The 19,492-nt window shown below is 72.2% G+C and carries 21 protein-coding genes; 10 read left to right on the top strand and 11 right to left on the bottom strand.

Annotated features, from left to right (window positions below):
- Positions 1 to 43: 43 nt before the first annotated feature.
- Together BAY60_RS38330 and BAY60_RS16165 are read left to right on the top strand one after the other, a co-directional pair.
- Positions 44 to 172: a hypothetical protein gene (locus BAY60_RS38330; protein ID WP_281272724.1), complete on the top strand. Its 129-nt coding sequence runs from the start codon at positions 44 to 46 to the stop codon at positions 170 to 172.
- A complete protein-coding gene (locus tag BAY60_RS16165) occupies positions 169 to 786 on the top strand; it encodes a maleylpyruvate isomerase family mycothiol-dependent enzyme (protein ID WP_245992531.1) in 618 nt (205 codons plus the stop codon). Before BAY60_RS38330 ends, BAY60_RS16165 begins: the two co-directional genes overlap by 4 nt.
- Positions 787 to 811: 25 nt before the next feature.
- Here BAY60_RS16165 and BAY60_RS16160 read toward each other — a convergent pair whose 3' ends face one another.
- The 4 genes from BAY60_RS16160 to BAY60_RS16145 form a co-directional block, all read right to left on the bottom strand.
- Positions 812 to 1,255: an SRPBCC family protein gene (locus tag BAY60_RS16160; protein ID WP_112281742.1), complete on the bottom strand. Its 444-nt coding sequence runs from the start codon at positions 1,253 to 1,255 to the stop codon at positions 812 to 814.
- Positions 1,256 to 1,333: 78 nt separating this feature from the next.
- The gene (locus BAY60_RS16155; RefSeq protein ID WP_112281741.1) at positions 1,334 to 1,687 is read right to left on the bottom strand and encodes an ArsR/SmtB family transcription factor; all 354 of its coding nucleotides are present in this window, start codon (positions 1,685 to 1,687) and stop codon (positions 1,334 to 1,336) included.
- Positions 1,684 to 2,136, bottom strand: coding sequence for an SRPBCC domain-containing protein (locus tag BAY60_RS16150; RefSeq protein ID WP_112281740.1), 453 nt, complete (start codon positions 2,134 to 2,136; stop codon positions 1,684 to 1,686). The genes BAY60_RS16155 and BAY60_RS16150 overlap by 4 nt, the downstream gene beginning before the upstream one ends.
- Before the next feature lie 85 nt (positions 2,137 to 2,221).
- A complete protein-coding gene (locus tag BAY60_RS16145; protein ID WP_112281739.1) occupies positions 2,222 to 3,406 on the bottom strand; it encodes an ROK family transcriptional regulator in 1,185 nt (394 codons plus the stop codon).
- Positions 3,407 to 3,597: 191 nt separating this feature from the next.
- Between BAY60_RS16145 and BAY60_RS16140 the strand changes: the two genes are divergently transcribed.
- The 5 genes from BAY60_RS16140 to BAY60_RS16120 all read left to right on the top strand — a co-directional run bounded on the left by BAY60_RS16140 (position 3,598) and on the right by BAY60_RS16120 (position 11,170).
- On the top strand, positions 3,598 to 4,557 hold the full coding sequence (locus BAY60_RS16140) for a sugar phosphate isomerase/epimerase family protein (RefSeq protein WP_112281738.1): 960 nt from the start codon (positions 3,598 to 3,600) through the stop codon (positions 4,555 to 4,557).
- A gap of 135 nt (positions 4,558 to 4,692) precedes the next feature.
- Positions 4,693 to 8,022: a PQQ-dependent sugar dehydrogenase gene (locus BAY60_RS16135; RefSeq protein ID WP_112281737.1), complete on the top strand. Its 3,330-nt coding sequence runs from the start codon at positions 4,693 to 4,695 to the stop codon at positions 8,020 to 8,022.
- Between the two features lie 70 nt (positions 8,023 to 8,092).
- A complete protein-coding gene (locus BAY60_RS16130) occupies positions 8,093 to 8,857 on the top strand; it encodes an IclR family transcriptional regulator (protein WP_112281736.1) in 765 nt (254 codons plus the stop codon).
- Positions 8,858 to 8,992: 135 nt separating this feature from the next.
- On the top strand, positions 8,993 to 9,940 hold the full coding sequence (locus BAY60_RS16125; protein WP_245992653.1) for a PDR/VanB family oxidoreductase: 948 nt from the start codon (positions 8,993 to 8,995) through the stop codon (positions 9,938 to 9,940).
- A 21-nt stretch (positions 9,941 to 9,961) separates the two neighbouring features.
- Positions 9,962 to 11,170, top strand: coding sequence for a cytochrome P450 (locus tag BAY60_RS16120; RefSeq protein WP_112281734.1), 1,209 nt, complete (start codon positions 9,962 to 9,964; stop codon positions 11,168 to 11,170).
- Position 11,171: 1 nt separating this feature from the next.
- Here the strand turns inward: BAY60_RS16120 and BAY60_RS37905 are convergent, their stop codons facing one another.
- Positions 11,172 to 11,588 (bottom strand): hypothetical protein, encoded by a 417-nt coding sequence (locus BAY60_RS37905; RefSeq protein WP_245992530.1) that lies wholly within the window; start codon positions 11,586 to 11,588, stop codon positions 11,172 to 11,174.
- Between the two features lie 254 nt (positions 11,589 to 11,842).
- Here BAY60_RS37905 and BAY60_RS16110 point away from each other — a divergent pair, with 254 nt between their 5' ends.
- On the top strand, positions 11,843 to 13,474 hold the full coding sequence (locus tag BAY60_RS16110; protein WP_112281733.1) for a serine/threonine-protein kinase: 1,632 nt from the start codon (positions 11,843 to 11,845) through the stop codon (positions 13,472 to 13,474).
- Between the two features lie 20 nt (positions 13,475 to 13,494).
- Here the strand turns inward: BAY60_RS16110 and BAY60_RS16105 are convergent, their stop codons facing one another.
- Positions 13,495 to 13,800 (bottom strand): J domain-containing protein, encoded by a 306-nt coding sequence (locus BAY60_RS16105; protein WP_112282417.1) that lies wholly within the window; start codon positions 13,798 to 13,800, stop codon positions 13,495 to 13,497.
- A 157-nt stretch (positions 13,801 to 13,957) separates the two neighbouring features.
- Positions 13,958 to 14,281, bottom strand: coding sequence for a hypothetical protein (locus BAY60_RS16100; RefSeq protein ID WP_146771015.1), 324 nt, complete (start codon positions 14,279 to 14,281; stop codon positions 13,958 to 13,960).
- A 178-nt stretch (positions 14,282 to 14,459) separates the two neighbouring features.
- Between BAY60_RS16100 and BAY60_RS16095 the strand changes: the two genes are divergently transcribed.
- On the top strand, positions 14,460 to 14,873 hold the full coding sequence (locus BAY60_RS16095) for a DUF4383 domain-containing protein (RefSeq protein ID WP_112281731.1): 414 nt from the start codon (positions 14,460 to 14,462) through the stop codon (positions 14,871 to 14,873).
- 125 nt (positions 14,874 to 14,998) lie between these two features.
- On the opposite strand, the gene hxlB is transcribed toward BAY60_RS16095, so the two are convergent.
- The 3 genes from hxlB to BAY60_RS16080 are packed head-to-tail and all read right to left on the bottom strand — an operon-like array spanning position 14,999 to position 17,159.
- Positions 14,999 to 15,538, bottom strand: coding sequence for a 6-phospho-3-hexuloisomerase (hxlB, locus tag BAY60_RS16090; protein WP_112281730.1), 540 nt, complete (start codon positions 15,536 to 15,538; stop codon positions 14,999 to 15,001).
- Positions 15,535 to 16,197: an orotidine 5'-phosphate decarboxylase / HUMPS family protein gene (locus tag BAY60_RS16085; RefSeq protein ID WP_112281729.1), complete on the bottom strand. Its 663-nt coding sequence runs from the start codon at positions 16,195 to 16,197 to the stop codon at positions 15,535 to 15,537. Before BAY60_RS16085 ends, hxlB begins: the two co-directional genes overlap by 4 nt.
- Positions 16,194 to 17,159, bottom strand: coding sequence for a sugar kinase (locus tag BAY60_RS16080; protein ID WP_211330339.1), 966 nt, complete (start codon positions 17,157 to 17,159; stop codon positions 16,194 to 16,196). Before BAY60_RS16080 ends, BAY60_RS16085 begins: the two co-directional genes overlap by 4 nt.
- 35 nt (positions 17,160 to 17,194) lie before the next feature.
- Between BAY60_RS16080 and BAY60_RS16075 the strand changes: the two genes are divergently transcribed.
- On the top strand, positions 17,195 to 17,956 hold the full coding sequence (locus BAY60_RS16075; RefSeq protein WP_112281727.1) for an IclR family transcriptional regulator: 762 nt from the start codon (positions 17,195 to 17,197) through the stop codon (positions 17,954 to 17,956).
- Positions 17,957 to 17,967: 11 nt separating this feature from the next.
- On the opposite strand, the gene BAY60_RS16070 is transcribed toward BAY60_RS16075, so the two are convergent.
- Positions 17,968 to 19,335 (bottom strand): MFS transporter, encoded by a 1,368-nt coding sequence (locus tag BAY60_RS16070; protein ID WP_112281726.1) that lies wholly within the window; start codon positions 19,333 to 19,335, stop codon positions 17,968 to 17,970.
- Positions 19,336 to 19,492 lie beyond the last annotated feature (157 nt).

The raw sequence follows: 19,492 nt of genomic DNA, 5'->3' as shown, positions 1-19,492 counted from the left end.
GCGGGTCCGCCATGGGCCGGCCCCGCGCCGCTATCATCCCGAGGTGCCTCCACGCGCCGAATGCGAGAGCAGTGAGCTGGACCGCCCCCCGGCGCCGGTGTTCGCCGCGTCAGCGCGCCGGGCCCGCGTCGAGCAGGTCCGGCCCGCATACGACGTGGCGAGCCGGTCGTGAGGGACCTCGCCGCGGAGGAGCGGGCGGAGTTCGCCGCGCTGCTCGACACACTGTCGCCGGAACAGTGGGACGCACCCACCCTCTGCGAGGACTGGCGGGTCCGCGACGTCGTGGCCCACGTCATCAGCTACGACGAACTGAGCGTTCGCGGCCTGCTGCGCCGCCTCGCCGGTGGCCGCTTCGCTCTTCCGCGGGTCAACGCGCTGGGTGTCGCCGAGTACGCGACCCGGGAGCCGGACGAGCTGGTGGCACTGCTGCGCGAACACCAGCGGCCGAGCGGACTGCCCTCGGCGTTCGGCGGCCGTATCGCCCTGGTGGACGCGATGATCCACCAGCAGGACATCCGGCGCCCGCTCGGCCTGCCACGCGACATCCCGGCTCGGCGGCTGCGGCCCGCCCTGTCGTTCGCGATGCTGGCGCCGCCTCTGCGGGCGCTGCCGCGTATCCGGGGGCTGCGCCTGGTCGCCACCGACCTCGACTGGACGTGGGGCCGCGGCCCCGAGGTGCGCGGACCGGGCGAGGCGCTGCTGCTGGCCGCCGCCGGACGCCACGGCGTCGCCCGGGAACTCACCGGGCCGGGGCAGCCGGTGCTCGCCCGCCGCGTCGATGGCTGAGCCGGCGCCGAGGTCAGCCGCGACGCTAGTTCCAGTTGTCGATCTTGACGTCGCGGGGATCGGGAGCACCGGTTCCGGTTTCGAGCAGCGACTTCAGGCTCATCAGGAACACCGCCCACTTCGTGCTGCAGTGGTGCATGAACTCCACCGGCTCCTTCCACCCCTGGTGTGTGAAGAGCACGATCGTGTAGTCACCGGCCTGCTCGAGGTCCCAGGCCACTTCGGTGCCGATCCATTCCTCGGGCCCGTCGATCACTTCCCACAGCACGCGCTTGCCGGGGACGGTGTCGAGCACCTTCATGTCGAAACCGCCCGCCCCGAACCGGAACTGGAGCACGCCACCGACCTGGTCGGCCTTGCCGTGGGTGCCGGTCGTGTACCAGCCGGAGAGCCCCTCCACGGTGGTCAGGGCCTCGTAGACCTTGGCCACCGGTGAGGTGATTCCGACTCTGTGCAGGATGTCCACCATGATGACTTCTCTCTCGGGTTGATTGTCGACTGCGTTGGTTCATGGCCGGGGTCGTTCCGGCCCGGGCCGGGAACGACGTCACCGCTGTGGGCCGCGCTCGTCCTTGCCGCGCTGGATGGCCTCGGCGATGCGCTTGATACGCCGGAGCCGGGCATCCCAGGCCGAGCCCACCGAGGACAGCTGAGCGACGGCGCGGGCGAGCTGCGCCTCGTCCACGCGGTACCGCTTCTCCCGTCCCGTGGGTGTGGCGCGCACCAGGCCGACCCGGTCGAGCACGCCGAGATGCTTCGCGATGGCCTGCCGCGTCACGGGCAGCCGCTCGCTGAGGCTGGTGGCCGTGCCGTCGCCGTCGGCCAGAAGCAGGTCGAGCATCCGCCGACGGGTCGGATCACCGACCGCGGACCACAGGTCGTCGTCGACGGCGACGCTCACGGGGCCGCCACCAGCCTGGCGACGTACTCACCGAGCCGGGGCACGAAGGTGTCCCAGCCGACACTGTGCTCGCGGTACTGCTCGGCGAGCTTCGCGGCCTCCCAGCCCATCTCCCGGAACCCGGTCTCGGTGAGCCGGATCGTGGTGCCCGCACCCGACGGCGTGAGCTCGAAGGTCACCAACAGCGAGTTCGCCGCGTCGTCGACCCTGCCCTCGGGATAGGACCAGCGGAAGGCGAACAACCGGGGCGGCTCCACTGTCACCACCGTGATCGGGACGACCTGTGCCCGCTCGCCCCACACCAGCTCGCCGACCGCGCCGGGAGTCGCCTCGACGTCGGCGTCGTCGGTCCACCATCCGGAGATGTGCTCCGGGCTGCTGACGACCTCGAAGACCACCTCGGGTGAGGCGTCGACGTGAATCTCGCGTTCGATGCTGCCGTACTCCATGCCTGCCGCCTTAAGTGCAACGTTTGGTTGCGTGTAACGCTAGCCGACAGCACGCCAACGCGCAACCATCAGTTGCACATCTGTCTCACCCGGCGAGCAGAGCGTCCAGCTCCTGCGGCGACAGCGCGTGGTCGATGACCATCGCGGCGGCGCCGAGCACCCCGGCCTGGTCCCCCGCGCGCGACTGCACGATGCGCAGCTCCTCGGTCGCCAGGGGCAGCGAGCGCCGGTAGACCACCTCGCGCACGCCCGCGATGAGATGCTCGCCCGCCTGCGACAGGGCGCCCCCGACGACGATCACCGACGGGTTGAACAGGCTGACCGCCGCCGCCAGCACCTCGCCGATGTCCCTGCCCGCCTGCCGCAGCGCGCGCAGTGCGTCCACCGAGCCGTTCCTGGCCAGCGCCACCACGTCCACACCGGACTCGACGGGCAGGCCCCGCGCCTTGAGCCGGGCCGCGACCGCCGCGCCGCTCGCCACAGCCTCCAGGCAGCCGAGGTTGCCACACCGGCACGGCACATCCTCGCCATGGGGCGCCTGCACGTGGCCGAGGTCGCCCGCCGCACCCCGGGAACCGCGATGCAGCCTGCCGTCGCTCACCAGCCCGCTGCCGATACCCGTCGCCACCTTGACGAACATCATGTTCGGTGATTCCGGCCAGTGGGTCCGGTGCTCCCCCAACGCCATCAGGTTCACGTCGTTGTCCACAAGCGACACCACACCGAGGCGCTCGTGCAGGTAGGTCCTGACGTCGAACCCGTCCCAGCCCGGCATGATCGGCGGGCGAACCGGCCTTCCGGTGGCGTGCTCGACCGGCCCCGGCAGGCCGACGCCGATGCCCAGCAGCTCCTGCCGTCGGCGGCCCGCCTCCGTCAGCAGCGCGCAGGCGTTGGCGACGACGTCGCCCAGCACCGCCTCCGGGCCGTCGGCGATGTCGATGGCATGCTCGCGTTCCGCGATCACCGAGCCGCCCAGGTCGGCGACGGCGACCGTGACATGGGTGGCGCCGACGTCGGCGGCCAGCACCACGCGGGCCGCCGGGTTGAACGCGAACATGCTCGGCGGACGCCCACCCGTCGAGCCCGCCTTGTCGGCGTAGCGGAGCAGCCCGGCGGCGAGCAGCCGGTCGATCCGGTCGGCGATGGTCGACCGGGCGAGCCCCGTCTCGGCCGAGAGCTCGGCCCTGGTCCGGGGTCTGCCGTCGCGGAGCAACTGGAACAGCGCGCCCCTGCCCGGCACCCCTTCGGCCGGTCCTGCGTTCGCCGTCATCACGCGCCGTTCCCTCTCGTCTCGGCTCCCGGCTTCTGTCGGAAAAAGTCTAGAACCACGTCAATTGTGGTGCCTGGCAACGCAATAGTTGTTTCGCTCTCCGACATCTTTTGCTTGACCCTAGCGCAAAAGTCTTCTTTACTTCTCGATCGATGGGGGATCCGCAATTCTTCATCCGACAAGGGAGTCACATGTCCTCGAATGAGCTCAACAGGCGCGGGTTCCTCCGTGTCGCCGCGGCAGGCACCACGGTCGCGGTCAGCGCGGGCACCCTCGCCGGCGCGCTCGCCACCTCGGCAGGCGCCGCGGAGGCACAGCTCATCCCGCCGGGCAAGATCGGCATTCAGCTGTTCACCATCCGCGACAAGGTATCGCAGCTCGGCTTCCGCCGGGTCTTCGAAGAGCTGTCCAGAATGGGCTACCAGGAGATCGAGTTCGCCGGGTACTCGCAGAACCAGGTCGGCCCGATCACCGTGCCGGAGATCCGGCAGCTGCTCGACGACTTCGGCCTGCGGGCCGTGGGCAGCCACATCGGACTCAACGGCTTCCGCAACAACATGGAGCTGGAGCTCGACCGCGCGGAGATCCTCGGCACGAAACACATCGGCACCGCCAACGAGCCGGTCACCCCGGCCAACCGCACCGTCGCCGGCTACCAGGCGGCCGCCGCGGAGTTCAACGCCTTCGGCGCGGCCGCCGCGGCGCGCGGGCTGCGCTGGTACCACCACAACCACGCCAACGAGTTCGGTTTCGCCAGCGACGACCCGAACGTCCGGCTCTACGACGTGCTCCTCGCCGAGACCGACCCGAAGCTCGTCTACCTGGAGCTGGACATCTACTGGGCCTTCGTCGGCCAGTACCGGTTCCCCGGATTCGACCCGATCGACTACGTCAACGCCCAGCCGCACCGCTACCCGCTGTTCCACGTCAAGGACGGCGACAGCAACACCGCCAACCCCAACGGCTACGACATCGTGGAGTTCGGCGCGGGTGACCTGCCCTACCGCGAGTTCTTCTCGGCGCTGCGCTCGCGCGGCATGCACCACGGCATCTGGGAGCAGGACACCGCTCCCAACACCCAGCCCAACCCGCCCGGCTCGCTCGGCGCCGCCGAGCGCAGCTACCAGGCGCTGCGCAACCTGCGCGCCTGAGAACTTCCGCTCTTCCCCACTTCTGGCCAAACGGGTGGCCGGCCACCCACCTGCTCCCCGCCGTGGCACCGGCACGGGAGCGGCGACCGGCCACCCGCCGAGGACACCTGCCCGGAAACCACGAGAGGCATCCCCATGCCAAGACCCTACCCGCGGCTGCGCGGCGCGGCGGTCACGCTGCTGGCGGCAGCCGCGGCCGCCCTGCCGCTCACCGCGCTCACCGCGGCACCCGCCGCGGCGCAGGCCGCCGACCCGGCCGTCGAATGGTCGAACTACGAAAAGATCACCCTCACCAAGAACGTCGGCGAACCCGTGGACCTCGCCGTGCTGCCCGACAGGCGCGTGCTGCACACCGCCCGCAACGGCGACGTCCGGCTCACCGACCCGGCCACCGGCGTCACCCGCGTGGTCAACTCCCTGCCCGTCTACGCCAACTCCGAGGACGGCCTGCAGACCATCGCGATCGACCCCGAGTTCGCCGAGAACCGGTGGGTCTACGTCTACTACGCACCCCGCACCATGACGGCGCCGTACCCGGAGACGACACCGGCCGGGTCGGCGCCGAACTCGCTGCCCGCCGGAGCCGACGAATCCTACTGGGACCAGTGGAAGGGCTACAACCAGCTGTCCCGGTTCAAGTGGACGGGTGACGCGCTCGACCTCGGCACCGAGCAGGTGATCCTCAAGGTCGAGGTGCAGCGCGGACAGTGCTGCCACGTCGCCGGCGACATCGACTGGGACGCCGACGGCAACCTGTATCTGTCCACAGGAGACAACACGCCCGCGGGAACGCCCGGCGCCAACGGCTACGCGCCCAACAACGACGCGCCCGGCATGAACCCCGGTTTCGACGCGCGCCGCGGCTCGGGCAACACCAACGACCTGCGCGGCAAGATCCTGCGCATCACGGTCGCCGAGGACGGCTCGTACACGGTGCCCGAGGGCAACCTGTTCGCGCCCGGCACCACCGGAACGCGCCCGGAGATCTACGTGATGGGCCTGCGCAACCCGTTCCGGATCGACGTGGACCCGGCCAGCGGCGCCGTGATGTGGGGCGACTACGGCCCCGACGCGGGCACCGCCAACCCGCAGCGCGGCCCGATGGGCTATGTGGAGTGGCAGAGCACCACCCGCGCGATCAACGCGGGCTGGCCGTACTGCCACGGCCCCAACGCCAACTACAACAACTGGGACTTCGCCACGGCCACGCCGCGCGAGTGGTTCGACTGCACCCAGCCCCGCAACACCTCGCGCTGGAACACCGGCCTGACCGACCTGCCGCCCGCGACGGCGCCGCAGCTCTACTACGGCGACCAGGACTCCCACCAGCCGTGGCCGGAGCTGACCGCGTTCGGCGCGGGCACCGGCCAGGGCCCGATGGGCGGGCCGCTGTACCGCTTCGACGCGGAGAACCCCTCGCCGACGAAGTTCCCCTCCCACTGGGACGGCAAGGCGTTCTTCGGCGAGTTCTCGCAGGACTACGTGGCCGCTTTCACCATCCCGGACCCGGACGGCGACGTCACCGCGATCGAGGACGTCCTGCCCAACGCGGCGCTGACCACGCTCGCCCAGCCGCTGTGGGACAACCCGATGGACCTGGAGTTCGGTCCGGACGGCTCGCTCTACGTGCTCGACTACGGTGACGGCTTCTTCCGGCAGAACCCGGACTCCGGGCTCTACCGCGTCGACTACGCCGAGGGCAACAAGACGCCGACCGCGCGGATCTCGGCGACCCCGACGTCGGGCCACTCGCCGCTGGAGGTCAGCTTCTCCGGCGCCGAGTCGAGCGACCCGGAAGGCTCCGCGCTGACCTACGAGTGGGACTTCGACGGCGACGGCACCTTCGACGCCACGGGCGTGCAGGCACAGCACACCTATGTGGACAACGGCCAGTTCGCGGCGCGGCTGCGGGTCACCGACCCCAGCGGCAAGGTGGGACTGAGCTCGGTCGAGATCACCGTGGGCAACACCGCGCCGACGGTCGAGATCTCCGTGCCCGACGGCGGGTTCTTCGACTGGGGCGACGCGATCCCCTACGAGGTGACCGTGACCGACCCGGAGGACGGCACCAGCATCGTCTGCTCACGGGTGTCGTGGACGTTCGGCCTCGGCCACAACCAGCACGCCCACCCGGTGAACAGCGGCACCGGCTGTTCCGGCGGCGTGCCCACACCGGCCGATGCGGGCCACGGCGAGACCGAGAACGTCTTCGGTGTGCTTGGCGTGTCCTACCGCGACGGCGGGGCGAACGGCGTTCCGGGTGCGACGGGCAGCACGCAGGTGGTGCTCAACCCGAAGCTGCTGGAGGCCGAGCACGCCGACGACAGCAGCGGCACCGAGGTCACCGACGACGGCTCGGCGTCGGGGCTGCGCGCGGTGACGTCGCTGGACGCCGGGGACTGGCTGGCCTACGACCCGGTGAACCTGACCGGCATCGGCGGCCTGGCCGTCCGCGCCTCCGGTGAGGGCACCCTGTCACTGCGCTGGAACTCGCCCGGCGCGGAGCCGTTCGCCACGGCGGCCATCCCGGCCGGGACGGGCTGGCAGCACGTGAACCTCGCGCTCGGCGCACCCCCGCAGGGCACGGGCACGCTGTACGTCACCTCGAGTGGCGGGGTGGTGCTGGACTCGCTCACCTTCGCGGGCGACGGCGTCGCCGACGTCACGCCACCCGCGGTGTCGGCCACGCTCAACCCGGCGCAGCCGAACGGCGAGAACGGCTGGTACCGCACCGGCAACGTCACCCTCGCGGTCACGGCCACCGACAACGGCACGGTGTCGAGCAGGCAGTACTCGCTCAACGGCGGCGCGACGTGGACCAACACCAACAACCAGGGCGTGGCCACGATCAGCGCCGAAGGCGACCACACCGTGCTGTACCGGGCGATCGACAACGGCGGCAACGTCTCCGAGCCCGGGCAGGTCGGCGTCCGCATCGACCGCACCGAGCCTGCGGTGACGCTCGGCGGCGTCGAGCAGACCGCCTACGGTGACTCGGCGACGATCACCCCGGCCTTCTCGGCCACCGACGGCCTTTCCGGCGTCGGCTCGGTGTCGGCCACGCTCGACGGCGCACCCGTGACCTCGGGTGCCGAGATCGGGCTGTGGCGGCTGCCCCTCGGCGAGCACACGCTCGTCGTGACCGCGAAGGACAGGGCGGGCAACACCGCCTCGACGTCGGTCACCTTCAGCACGGGCACGTCGTTCGCCGACGTCTCGGCGCTGCTGGGCCGGTTCACCGCGGAGGGGTCCGTCACGAAGGCGAGTGCCGTCACGCTCGACCGGCAGCTGAGTTCGGCGCAGCGGCATGCCGAGGCGGGCCGCATCGCCGACGCGGCCGACGCGCTGCAGCGGTTCGCGGCCCAGGCGGCCGACCCGAAGCGGGTGGTCACCGCCGAGGCACGCGAGGTGCTGGTGCGCGACGCGGAGGCACTGATCGCCGCGCTCTCCGCGCCGGCCGGATAACCGAACCCTTCCCCCGCACGCCCCGCGCAGCCGGGTCGTGCGGGGGAAGTTCCATGTCAGAATCCCTGTCATGGCCACGTCCGCGCCGACGCGAGACTCCGTGCTGACCCGGGCGGTCCGCATCTTCGACACGTTCACCCCGGACGATCCGGTGCTGACCGTCTCGGAGATCGCGCGCCGCTCGGGCCTGCATCTGGCCACCGCCTCGCGGCTCGTGGCCGAACTCGTCGAGCACGGGCTGCTGGCCCGTGACGACGACCGGCGGGTGCGCATGGGCGTGCGGATGTGGGAGCTGGCCCTGCGGGCCTCCCCCGCGCTGACCCTGCGGGACACGGCGATGCCGTTCCTGGAGGACGCGCACTACGTCGTCAAGCACCATGTGCAGCTCGGCGTGCTCGACGGCACCGAGGTGATCTTCCTGGAGCGGCTGTCGGCGCCGGGTGCCGTCATCAACTACACCCGCATCGCGGGCAGGCTCCCGTTGCACGTGTCGTCGTCGGGCCTGGTGCTGCTGGCCTTCGGCGGGCCCGCCCTGCAGGAGCACGTGCTGAGCGGGCCGTTGCCCGCCTACACCGACAACACGATCACGACCCCCGCCCGGCTCCGCGCGGAACTGGCCGAGGTCCGCAAGCAGGGCTTCGCCTGGTGTCCCGGCTACGTGCACCCGGACGCGCTCGGCATCGCCGTGCCCGTGCGCGGCGCACGCGGGGCCGTCGTGGCCGCCGTGTCGGCGATCGTGCCCAACCACCCGGACAACCGCGCGGTGATCGGCGTGCTCACCGCCGCGGCCCGCGGCATCGGCCGCAGCCTCACCGGCCCGCCTCTCACTCACTGAGAACCCCCTCGCGACGTGCCTGTGCGCGTTCGCATGCTGACGGCACCCGAACGCAAGGAGGCGTCAGTGCCGTCAACGGCGTCAGCGACATCAGTGGCATCAGGGGCCGGCATCGAATCCCGTCCCGCGAGCGGCATCGCCGCGGCCGTCGAAACCGTCGAGGTGTCGGCGAAACGCCGCCGCGCCGACGGCGTGGTGGAGCTGCTCCTGAGCCGGCCCTCGGGTGCCCGGCTGCCGGACTGGACCCCCGGCTCGCACGTCGACCTCGTGCTGCCGAATGGGCTGACCAGGCAGTACTCACTGTGTGGCGACCGCTGGGACGCCCACACCTACCGCATCGCGGTGCTGCGCGAACCGGACGGCCGGGGCGGGTCGGCGTTCGTGCACGACGAGCTCCGCCCCGGCGACCGCGTCGGACTCGGCGGGCCGAGGAACCACTTCCCGCTCGTGCCCTCCGAGGCCTATCTGTTCATCGCGGGCGGGATCGGAATCACCCCGCTGCTGCCGATGATTCACCAGGCCGACCTGCTCGGCGCCGACTGGCGGCTGCTCTACGGCGGCAGGCGGCTGGCGACGATGGCCTTCCGCGACGAGCTCGAGCGCCACGGCGAGCGCGTGCACGTGGCGCCCGAGGACACCCACGGCCTGCTGGATCTGCGCGCCTGGCTCGGCGAGCCACGCACGGGAGTGCGGGTGTACTGCTGCGGTCCCGCTCCGCTGCTGACCGCCGTGGAGCGGGCCTGCCGGCACTGGCCCGCCCACACGCTGCACACCGAGCGGTTCACCGCCACCGAGCCGCCCGCGCCCGCCCGCGACGAGCCGTTCGAGGTCGAGCTGCGCCGTTCCGGCACGACCGTGACCGTCACGCCGGACGTCTCCGTGCTGCACGCGGTGCGGCAGGCGGGCGTCGAGGCGCTCTCGTCCTGCCGTCAGGGCACCTGCGGGACCTGCGAGACCACGGTGCTCGGCGGCCTGCCCGACCACCGCGACGCGATCCTCGCCGACCACGAGCGCGAGGCGGGTGACTGCATGTTCATCTGCGTGTCCCGCTCCCGCACCGACCGGCTGGTGCTCGACCTCTAGCAGCCGACGAAAGGACACGTGATGACCGAGACACTCCACCGCGCGGGAACGCTGCCGGTGAACGACGCCGACCCGTTCGCCCCCGAGCACCTGGAGACGCCCGAACCGCTGCACGCGGCGCTGCGGGACGCCGGGCCCGTGGTGTACCTGGCACGCTATGACGTCTACGCGCTGGCCCGGTACGAGCAGGTGCACGCGGCGCTGGTGAACTGGCAGGACTTCCAGTCCGGGGCGGGCGTGGGGCTGAGCAACTTCCGCTACGAGAAGCCGTGGCGGCCGCCGAGCCTGCTGCTGGAGGCCGACCCTCCCCGGCACGACGCGCCCCGCAGGGTGCTCGCGGCCATCCTCGGGCCTCGCGCGCTGCGGCGGCTGCGGCAGACCTGGTTCGCCGAGGCTGAGGCCCTGGTGGAGCGCGTGCTCGGCGAGCGGGAGCTGGACGGGGTGCCCGCGCTGGCCGAGGCGTTCCCGTTGCGCGTGTTCCCCGACGCCGTGGGGCTGCAGCGGGAGGGCAGGCAGAACCTGCTGCCGTACGGCAACTTCGCGTTCAACGCCTTCGGCCCGGCCAACAGCCTGGTGACCGACGCCGCGCCGCACGTGCCGGAGTGGGCGGCCTGGGTGGACGCGCAGTGCGCCAGGGATCGGCTCGGCCCGGACGGGTTCGGCGGGCGCATCTGGGCCGCCGCCGACCGGGGTGAGCTGACCCACGAGCAGGCGCCGCTGGTGGTCCGCTCGCTGCTCACCGCGGGCGTCGACACGACCGTGCACGGGCTGGCCGCCGTGCTGCACGCCTTCGCCACCCACCCCGGGCAGTGGCAGCGGGTCCGGGACAACCCCGCGGCGGCCAGGGTGGCCTTCGACGAGGCGGTGCGCTGGGCCTCGCCCGTACAGACGTTCTTCCGCACCGCCACCACCGACACCCTCGTCGGCGGCACCACCATCCCGGAGGGCCGCAAGATCCTGATGTTCCTCGCCGCCGCCAACCGCGACCCCCGGCGGTGGGAACGGCCGGACACCTTCGACCTCGGCCGCGACCCGTCCGGCCACGTCGGCTTCGGCATGGGCCTGCACCAGTGCGTCGGCCAGCATGTCGCCCGGCTGGAGGCCGAAGCCCTGCTGACCGCGCTGGCCCGCCGCGTTCGCCGCCTCGAACTCACCGGCGAGCCGGTTCGGCAGCACAACAACACACTGCGGGCACTGCGGTCACTCCCGCTGCGCCTGCACCCGGCCTGAGTTACGGCCTGCGCAGCGCCTTGATGACGAGGTGGCCGATCACGAGGTAGACCAGGGCGGCCAGCCCGTAGTTCATCACCACGCCGAGCACGGCGTCCTCCGGCGTGAACACGTCGCCCATGCCGAGCACGAACGTCTTCGCCAGGGTGTACACGGTGGACACGAAGCCGTTGCCCTGGTTGGCGTCCAGCACGACGAACAGCACGTGCAGCGCGAAGATCGTGACGACCAGTCCCACCACGACCCAGACGATGCTGGCGACGGTGCTGGCGCCGTCGCCCCGCCGCCGCTCCGGCGGGTAGCCGTACCCCTGTCCCTGCGGCGGCTGCCCCGGATACGGCGGCTGCTGCGCGGGGTAGGGCGGCTGCCCCGGATGCGGCGAGTAGGGGTCCGACTGGTGATACGGCCCGTAAGTCATGGCCGCGAATTCTGACAACCGCGTTGGTCAATCACAACCCTTGGCCCGGCATTTCTACCCACAGCATGACCGCGAGCCGGCGAGGCGAACGTGAGGATCCTTGCAGGAGTGGCTCTACCAGCGCTTTTCGCCGTCCACATCGGCCGGCCCGAGACATGGCCAACACCGGAGCAACCCTCGCGCGGCCGGGTTGTGCGGCATGCCCGCACCGCGAGGACTTAACCTGACCGGGTGACACACGGGACGAGAACGCGGTGAGCGAGATCGGCGACCTGCTGGCGGGCCGCTACCGGCTGCGGCGCCGCCTGGGCAGTGGTGCGATGGGCGTGGTGTGGAAGGCCATCGACCAGCGGCTGCAGCGCCCCGTCGCGGTCAAGCAGCTGCTGCAGCAGCCCGGCCTGACCCCGGAGCGTGCCGAAGAGGCGCGTCAGCGGGCGATGCGCGAAGGGCGCATCGCCGCCCGGCTGCACCACGCGAACGCGATCGCCGTGCACGACGTCGACGAGCACGACGGCCTGCCGTTGCTGGTGATGGAGTACTTCCCGGCGCGCAGCCTCGCCGAGATCCTCGTCGAGGACGGGCTGCTGACACCCATGGACACGGCGACGGTCGGCGCGCAGGTCGCCGCGGCGCTGGCGGAGGCCCACGACGCGGGCATCGTGCACCGCGACGTCAAGCCCGGCAACATCCTCATCTCCTCCGACAGCGTCGTGAAGATCGGCGACTTCGGCATCTCGCACGCCACCGGCGACGTGTCGGTGACGCAGTCCGGGGTCGTCGCGGGGACCCCCGCCTACTTCGCTCCCGAGATCGCGCGCGGCCGCCCGCCCGCGCCCAGCTCCGACGTGTTCTCGCTCGGCGCCACCCTCTACGCCGCACTGGAGGGCGTGCCGCCGTTCGGCGAGGACGAGGACAACTCGCTGGCGGTGCTGCACCGCGTCGCGGCAGGTGAGGTCGCTCCGCCCCAGCACGCGGGCCCGCTGACCGAGCTGCTGCTGGCCATGCTGGCGCCCGACCCCGCCCAGCGGCCGACGGCCCGGCAGGCCGAACGTGCACTGCGCGCGGTGGCAGGCGGGGAACCCGCGCTGGTGGCGGCGGGCGCACTGGCCGAGGCCGAGACGGAACCGGCTGCCGGCGTGGGCGCGCAGACCGTGCCCGTGCGCCCGTTGCCGGACGCCTCCGGCACCCGGCTCGACGTGCGTCCGGTCCCCGACGTGCCCGCCGCTGTCTCCGCGCCGACCGGCACCGCGACGCCGCCGCCCCACCGGCGGTGGGGCTGGCTGGCCATGGGCATCGTCCTGCTGCTCGCGGCCGTGGGTGGCATCATCGCCGCGACGAGCTCCGGCGGCGACAACGCGGCCCCGCCGTTGACGTCCACCCCGAACAGCACTCGCCCGGTCACACCCGCGGACCTGCGGTCGGTGGTGTCGGACTACTACGCGCTGCTGCCCGAGCGGCCCGGCAGGGCGTGGGAACACCTCGGCCCGGGTCTGCGGGCACAGGGACGCGAGGCGTTCACGCGGTACTGGCGCACGGTCGCGTCCGTCACGGTGGTCTCGGCGCCGCGTAACACCGGGGACCGCACCGTCCAGATCGGCGTGGAACTGGTCATGAAGGACGGTGCCAGGGTCACCGAGACCCACCAGCTCGGGCTCGTCGATGCCGACGGCCGCCCGCTCATCGACTCCGACACGGTGCTGCACCGCGAGCGCACCGAGCCCGCGCCCCCGCCGCCTCCACCTGGCAGCGACGAGAAGGCCGACGAGCCCAAGGACCGCAAGGACGACGGCCAGGGCGACGACGAAGGCCCGGGCCGGGGCGATGACGAGGGCAAGGGCAACGGCGACAACAAGGACGAGAAAGGCAACAAGGGCAAAGGAAACTGATCGTCGGGAGCCGGCGCGCGTCACGCGGGCCCGTGGTAGCGCACCGGCCCGGCGACCAGATCCGGGCCGCGCGGGCGGGCAGGCCGGACGGCGACCGGGACGTCGGTGCCGGTCCGGGCGGGCTCCCGCGGGCTCTCGCGCCTGCGCCGCTGTCGCAGCACCCGATACGCGGCGACCACGGCGGCGAGCCGCTCCGGCTCGGCCCCACCGGCGTCGGGATGTGCCGTGCGAACCAGCCGGTGATAGGCGTCGGTGATCTCCTCGTCGCCTGCCTGCGGCGACACGCCCAGCACCCCGTACGGATCGTCCTCGCGTGCAGGTCCCATGCCGGGCACCCCCGGTCCTCTCTGCGTGTCTTCCCGCGTGTTGCCCGCACCCGTGCCCGCCGGGGCGCCCTGTCCCACCGGGTGTGCGTCACGAGACGCGGTCGGCCGGATGTCGAGCCGCCGCGGCGTTCCCGGGAGGGCGCCGCCGGCAGGCGGGTCAGGTGTGCCGGGCCGTCGGCCGGGCATCGTGGTCTCCGAGCCCGGCGACCGGAGGTGAGCGTTGCCGAGCCGGGTGCGTCCGTGACGGACCGGCCAGGGCCGGAAGTCCGCGCGTCGCCGGGGCGGGTGGATCGCCCGGACGGGACCGCCGCGCCGGGGACGCCGCTGTGCCGAGCCCGGTCGCCGGAGGCAGGGCGGCCGGGCACTCCCGGCCGAAGCTCGCCGCCACGATGGCGTCGAACTCGGCGCGCACCCACTGCCGGTCCGCGCACACCAGGTCGGCGAACGCGGCGTCGGTCCGCAGAGGAACGAGGTGTCGCATCGCGATCACACTCCCGCTACCCAACCGCCTTTCCCTCGCAACGAGCTCTACTTTTTTGTAGTCTCCGATGGAGATTTGGTCAATACCCAAGTGGAGGGTTCATGTGAGCCGGGATACCGGTTCGTGCTATACATCGAGGTGAGATCGGCCGTCGCCGAACGATCCCGAAGGAGGTCACGTGACCCGCGCTCTCGCTCCCGACCGTGCGCGGGCCCGCAGGCTCCGCACGACCGCGGGACTGACCGCGCTCGTGCTGCTCGCCGCGGGCCTTCTCGGCCTGCTCGCCCTGCTGGTGCCGTGGCTGCCCGGCTTCTCGCTGCTGCAGAGTGTGCTCTACGTGGCCGCGGGTGCGTGGGGGTGGAACCTCGCGCGCAGCACCCCGGGCGCACAGCGCTTCCTGATCGCCACCGGTTGTGGCGCGCTCGTGCTGTGGCTGCTCGGCGTGTTCGTTCCGGGCCCCGGCGCCGAGAACCTGCTCGGGCTCGACGGCGTGGACAACCTCCTGCACCTGGGCCTGGGCATCGCGTTGCTGCTCATCGGCAGCGGCGCCTTCAGCTCCGCCCGCGACGACGAGCCGACCCCGAACCCCTGAGCCGCGGCGCCGATCCCGTGGTGGTTCCCCAATGTGGCATTGGTGCCGTTGAACGGACCCAATGCCGCATTGGGGAAGTTGAGCGCTACGAATGCCACATTGGGGAGATCGACGGGGTGTGGCGCCTACTCGGTGTTGGCGTGCCGGGCCAGCGCCTCGTCGCCACCCGGAGCCAGGCGCAGGCACACGACGTCGAGCAACACGTGTGTGGCCTGGTCGAACAGGCTCGACAGCGGCTGCACGCTCGCCGCCTCCCCTGCCCGGCGATGCTTGGTCGCGGCGGGCACCACCAGCGTGTGCACGGCCTGCTCCGCGAGCGGCGACCCGGCCGCGGTGGTCACGGCCAGCACGCCGGCACCGGCACGCCGTGCCTGCTCGGCGACGCGCACGGTCGCCGCCGTCGTCCCCGAACCGGAGACGGCGACGAGCGTGTCGCCGCCGGCGACGGCCGGCGTCGTCGTCTCCCCCACCACATGTACCGTCCACCCGAGATGCATCAGCCGCATGGCGAACGCCTTCGCCATGAAGCCCGACCGTCCCTCGCCCGTGACGAACACCCGCCGCGCCCCGGCGAGTCGGCTCGTGAGCCCCGCGAGCTGCTCTTCGTCCACTGTGGTCAGTACTCCGCGGAGCTCGCCGAGCACGGTGTCCACGAGGTCGTTCATCTGGCATTCCTTCCTGTCGGATCCGTCGAGTCCGGCTGACGACGGGCCGCGTCGAGTGCGGCCACGGCGGCCGCAGGGTCGGCGGCGCGGGTGACGGCCGAGCCGACGATCAAGCGCAGCCCGTCGTACCCGCGCAGGGCGGGCACGTCGGCCACACCCAGCCCTCCGGCGACGGCCAGCCGCCTGCCCCGCGCCCAGGTACCGAGCTGTCCGAGCGGGCCCGCGGCGGCGGCCTGGTCGTCCTTGCCGACGTGCGCGGCGAGGACGACGTCCGCCCCGGTGCGGGCGGCGACATCCGCTCGCTGCCGCTCACCCAGCAGCATCAGGTCCACCACCGCCTCCCGGCCGCGCTCGGCGGCGAGCCTCGTCGCCGCCTCGACCGTGGCCGGGGACGCCACCCCGAGCACCGTCGCCGCGCGGGCGCCCGCGTCGAAGGCGAGTCCGAACTCGTACTCGGCGTCGTCGGCGGTCTTGAGGTCGGCGAGCACCCAGGCCTGCTCGCCCACCGCTGCGGCGACCGCCTCGACCGCGGCCATGCCGTACCGCTTGACCAGAGACGTACCCACCTCGACGCCGTCCACCGCGGCGGCGACGGCGGCGGCGATCGCGACCGCGCGCTCCAGCTCCATCCGGTCGAGGGCGATCTGCAGTTCGATCATCGCGGCACTCCTTCGCCGACGAGCGCGGCCAGCGCGGCCCGGTCGGGCAGGCCGTCCTGGTCGCCGGTACTGGTGGTGGCCAGCGCGCCGACCGCGCTCGCCCTGGCGAGCCACGCCTCCCGCGGTTCGCCGTCGAGGCTCGCGCTGATGAGGCCCGCGGCGAAGCCGTCGCCCGCGCCGACGGTGTCGACGGCCTCCACCGCGAACGGCGGGCAGCTCCATCGCTCACCGTCGGCGGTGTACAGCTCGGCCCCCTGGGCGCCGCGCTTGACCGCGACGAGCCGGACACCGCGCTCCAGATACCACGCGGCGATCCCCTCCGGCTCTCGCCTGCCGGTCAGCACCTCCCCCTCGGCGACGCCCGGCAGCACCCAGTCGGCCCGCAGCGCCAGGTCGTTGACGGCGCGGACCATCGTGCGGCGGTCCGGCCACAGGGCGGGCCGCAGGTTCGGGTCCACGCTCACGGTGGCGCCCACGCCTCTGGCCACCGTCACGGCCCGGTGCGCGAACGCGCGCAGCTCCGCCGACAGGGCGAGCGGGATTCCGGTGGCGTGCAGATGCCGCGCGCCCGCCACACGGGCGTCGGCGGCGGCCGACGGCGCGAGCCTGCTGCCCGCCGAGTGCGCGCGGAAGTAGACGACCCTCGGTTCGCCGCCCGGCGCACTGCTCTTGATCTGGAAGGCGGTCGGCGCGGCTGGGTCCACGGTGACCAGCGAGGCGTCGATGCCGTGCCGCGCCAGTTCCGCCAGGGCGTAGTGCCCGAACGGGTCGTCGCCGACCCGGCCGATCCAGCCGGTGCGGTGCCCGAGCCTGGCGAGCCCGACCGCGACGTTGTACTCGGCGCCCGCCAGCGCCCGCCGGTACTGCTCCACCTGCTCCAGCGGCCCGGCCTGGCCCGCCACGAACATGGCCATCACCTCGCCGAACGTCACCGCGTCCAGGGCGTGGTCCGGCTCGTTCACACCGCCTCCTTCCGGCATTCGGATAGGCTTTTCATATGACGGATGGCGAGCTGGACACGGTCGGGAAGGCGTCGCGGCTGCTGGTGCACCTGGGCACGGTGCCCGAAGGAGCGACCCTGTCCGAGCTGTCGCGGGCCACCGGCTTCCCGATGTCGTCGGCACACCGGCTGCTCGCCTCCCTGCGCAGGCAGGACTTCGTCACCTTCGACGCCGAGTCCAAGCGCTACTCCCTCGGGCTGCGGCTGTTCCAGCTCGGCGCCGCCGTGTCGTCGGCGCGCGGCTTCACCGGCATCGCCCTTCCGGTGATGAAGCAGCTGTCGGAAACGACCGGTGAGGCGACGCTGATGTCGGTGCGCGACGGCCACCACCAGCTCTACATCCATCACGTCGAGGCCCGGCACAACGTGGGCGTCAAGGGCGAGACGGGCAAGCTGGGCCCGCTGCACTGCACCTCGATGGGCAAGGTGCTGATCGCCTTCGCCGACTACGACACCCGCGAGGAGCTGATCGAGAACGTCGAGCTGAAGCCGTTCACGCCTCGGACGATCGTCGACCGCGCCACGTTCCGGCATGAGATCGGGCGCGTGCGGGCGCAGGGCTTCGCGGTGGCCGACGAGGAGCACGAGACCGGCATCCGCGCGATCGGCGTGCCGGTGCTCGGCCCGCTGGGCACCGTGGTCGCGGCGCTGTCGGTGCCCTCGCCCGCCTACCGGACCACCCTGGCCGCGGCCATGCAGTTCCTGCCGCCGCTGCGCGAGGCGGCGGAGCGGCTGACGGTGCTGCTGCCGCATCCCTGACCGGGGCCGGCTCACCGCACCTCCCCCGGCACGGCGTCGGTCTCGGCGTCGAGGTCGCGGCCCCGGGTCTCGGGGGTGACGAACGTGGTGAGCAGGGTGATGACGGTCAGCACGACGACGTAGAGGGCCAGCGGCACCCAGCTGTCATGGAACGCGCTGAGCAGCACGGCGCCGACGAGCGGCGCCAGCCCGCCCGCCACCACGGCGGAGAACTCGCGTGCCACCGACACGCCCGCGTAGCGGTGTGCGGCGCCGAACAGCTCGGGCAGCAGGGCGCCCTGCGCGCCGAACATGCCCCACACGCCCACACCGAGGCAGACCGACAGCACGGCCACGGTCGCGACGACGTGCCCGGTGCTCATCACCCACCACGCGGGCACGGCCAGCACCAGCTGCAGCACGGCGAACCCCCGGTAGACCGGCAGGCGGCCGAAGCGGTCGGTGAGCAGCCCGGCGACCGGCACGGTCACCGCGCCCACGGCGGCGGCGAACACGAGCGAGATGGCCCCGATCGGGCCGGGCGAGTCGACCTCGCTCAGCGCCACCGTGACGACGTAGCTGACGGCGAGCGTCTGGTAGATCGACGACCCGCCGTTCTCGGCCATGCGCAGGCCGATGCCGATCAGCAGGCTGCGGCGCGACCTCCGCAGCAGCGTGCGCAGCGGCTTGTCCTCCACCTTCTCGCGAGCCTCCAGCGTGCGAAACGACGGTGACTCCCTCATGCCGAGCCGCATCCAGATCGCGACACCGATGAGCACGACGCTGAGCAGGAACGGCACCCGCCACAGCCAGCCGTGCACGATGTCCTCGCTGGGGATGAGCAGCAGGAAGAACACGAGCGCGGCGGTGACCATCCCCAGCTGGATGCCCAGGAAGGGCAGGGAGGCGAAGAACCCGCGCCTGCGCCGCGGCGCGTACTCGGTCATCAGGGTCGCGGCGCCGGCCTGCTCGGCGCCCGCGCCGAAGCCCTGCACCATGCGCAGCAGCACCAGCAGCAACGGCGCCCACACGCCCGCGCTGTCGTAGGTGGGCAGCACGCCGATGAGCGCGCTGGCGCAGCCCATGAGCAGGATGGTGATGAGCAGGACCTGCTTGCGGCCGATCCGGTCGCCGAGCGAGCCGAAGAACAGCCCGCCGAGCGGGCGCACGGCGAAGCCGATGAAGTAGGTGGCGAACGCGAGGATGCGCCCCACCGCGGGGTCGGCGTCGGTGAAGAACAGCTCGCTGAAGATGAGCGCCGAGGCGAGGCTGTACAGGGCGAAGTCGTAGTACTCCAGCGCGCTGCCCAGCGAGCTCGCCCACGCGGCGCGGCGCAGGTCGGTCTCGGTGACGGGCTCCGGGCGGGCGGGCCCGGGAGGGGATTCGGTCTCGGCGGGCATGGTCCGCGACCTCCGTTGGTCGACACGTGCGGTTGGCGGGCCGAACCGTAGCCGCCGGCATCTACTCTCCGGAAGCAGCTTCCATTATTCGGAAGATCAATTGACCCAATGTTGCGCGGCAAAACCGGCAAAGTTAGCACCACACCCGTTTGAGTGC

The organism is Prauserella muralis (assembly GCF_003202285.1).
GTDB classification, from domain to species: domain Bacteria; phylum Actinomycetota; class Actinomycetes; order Mycobacteriales; family Pseudonocardiaceae; genus Prauserella_B; species Prauserella_B muralis.
The sequence above is the reverse complement of the archived record's forward strand: the minus strand, read 5'-3'. Positions and strand labels throughout refer to the sequence as shown.

What these genes read in the sequence shown, in the direction of transcription:
- BAY60_RS16100 (WP_146771015.1), bottom strand. Translation starts at nt 14,281, where the DNA reads ATGCGACACCTCGTTCCTCTGCGGACCGACGCCGCGTTCGCCGACCTG.
- BAY60_RS16070 (WP_112281726.1), bottom strand. Translation starts at nt 19,335, where the DNA reads ATGCCCGCCGAGACCGAATCCCCTCCCGGGCCCGCCCGCCCGGAGCCC.
- BAY60_RS16135 (WP_112281737.1), top strand. Translation starts at nt 4,693, where the DNA reads ATGCCAAGACCCTACCCGCGGCTGCGCGGCGCGGCGGTCACGCTGCTG.
- BAY60_RS16145 (WP_112281739.1), bottom strand. Translation starts at nt 3,406, where the DNA reads ATGACGGCGAACGCAGGACCGGCCGAAGGGGTGCCGGGCAGGGGCGCG.
- BAY60_RS16085 (WP_112281729.1), bottom strand. Translation starts at nt 16,197, where the DNA reads ATGATCGAACTGCAGATCGCCCTCGACCGGATGGAGCTGGAGCGCGCG.
- BAY60_RS16120 (WP_112281734.1), top strand. Translation starts at nt 9,962, where the DNA reads ATGACCGAGACACTCCACCGCGCGGGAACGCTGCCGGTGAACGACGCC.
- hxlB (WP_112281730.1), bottom strand. Translation starts at nt 15,538, where the DNA reads ATGAACGACCTCGTGGACACCGTGCTCGGCGAGCTCCGCGGAGTACTG.
- BAY60_RS16160 (WP_112281742.1), bottom strand. Translation starts at nt 1,255, where the DNA reads ATGGTGGACATCCTGCACAGAGTCGGAATCACCTCACCGGTGGCCAAG.
- BAY60_RS37905 (WP_245992530.1), bottom strand. Translation starts at nt 11,588, where the DNA reads ATGACTTACGGGCCGTATCACCAGTCGGACCCCTACTCGCCGCATCCG.
- BAY60_RS16130 (WP_112281736.1), top strand. Translation starts at nt 8,093, where the DNA reads ATGGCCACGTCCGCGCCGACGCGAGACTCCGTGCTGACCCGGGCGGTC.
- BAY60_RS16105 (WP_112282417.1), bottom strand. Translation starts at nt 13,800, where the DNA reads ATGGGACCTGCACGCGAGGACGATCCGTACGGGGTGCTGGGCGTGTCG.
- BAY60_RS16075 (WP_112281727.1), top strand. Translation starts at nt 17,195, where the DNA reads ATGACGGATGGCGAGCTGGACACGGTCGGGAAGGCGTCGCGGCTGCTG.
- BAY60_RS16140 (WP_112281738.1), top strand. Translation starts at nt 3,598, where the DNA reads ATGTCCTCGAATGAGCTCAACAGGCGCGGGTTCCTCCGTGTCGCCGCG.
- BAY60_RS16150 (WP_112281740.1), bottom strand. Translation starts at nt 2,136, where the DNA reads ATGGAGTACGGCAGCATCGAACGCGAGATTCACGTCGACGCCTCACCC.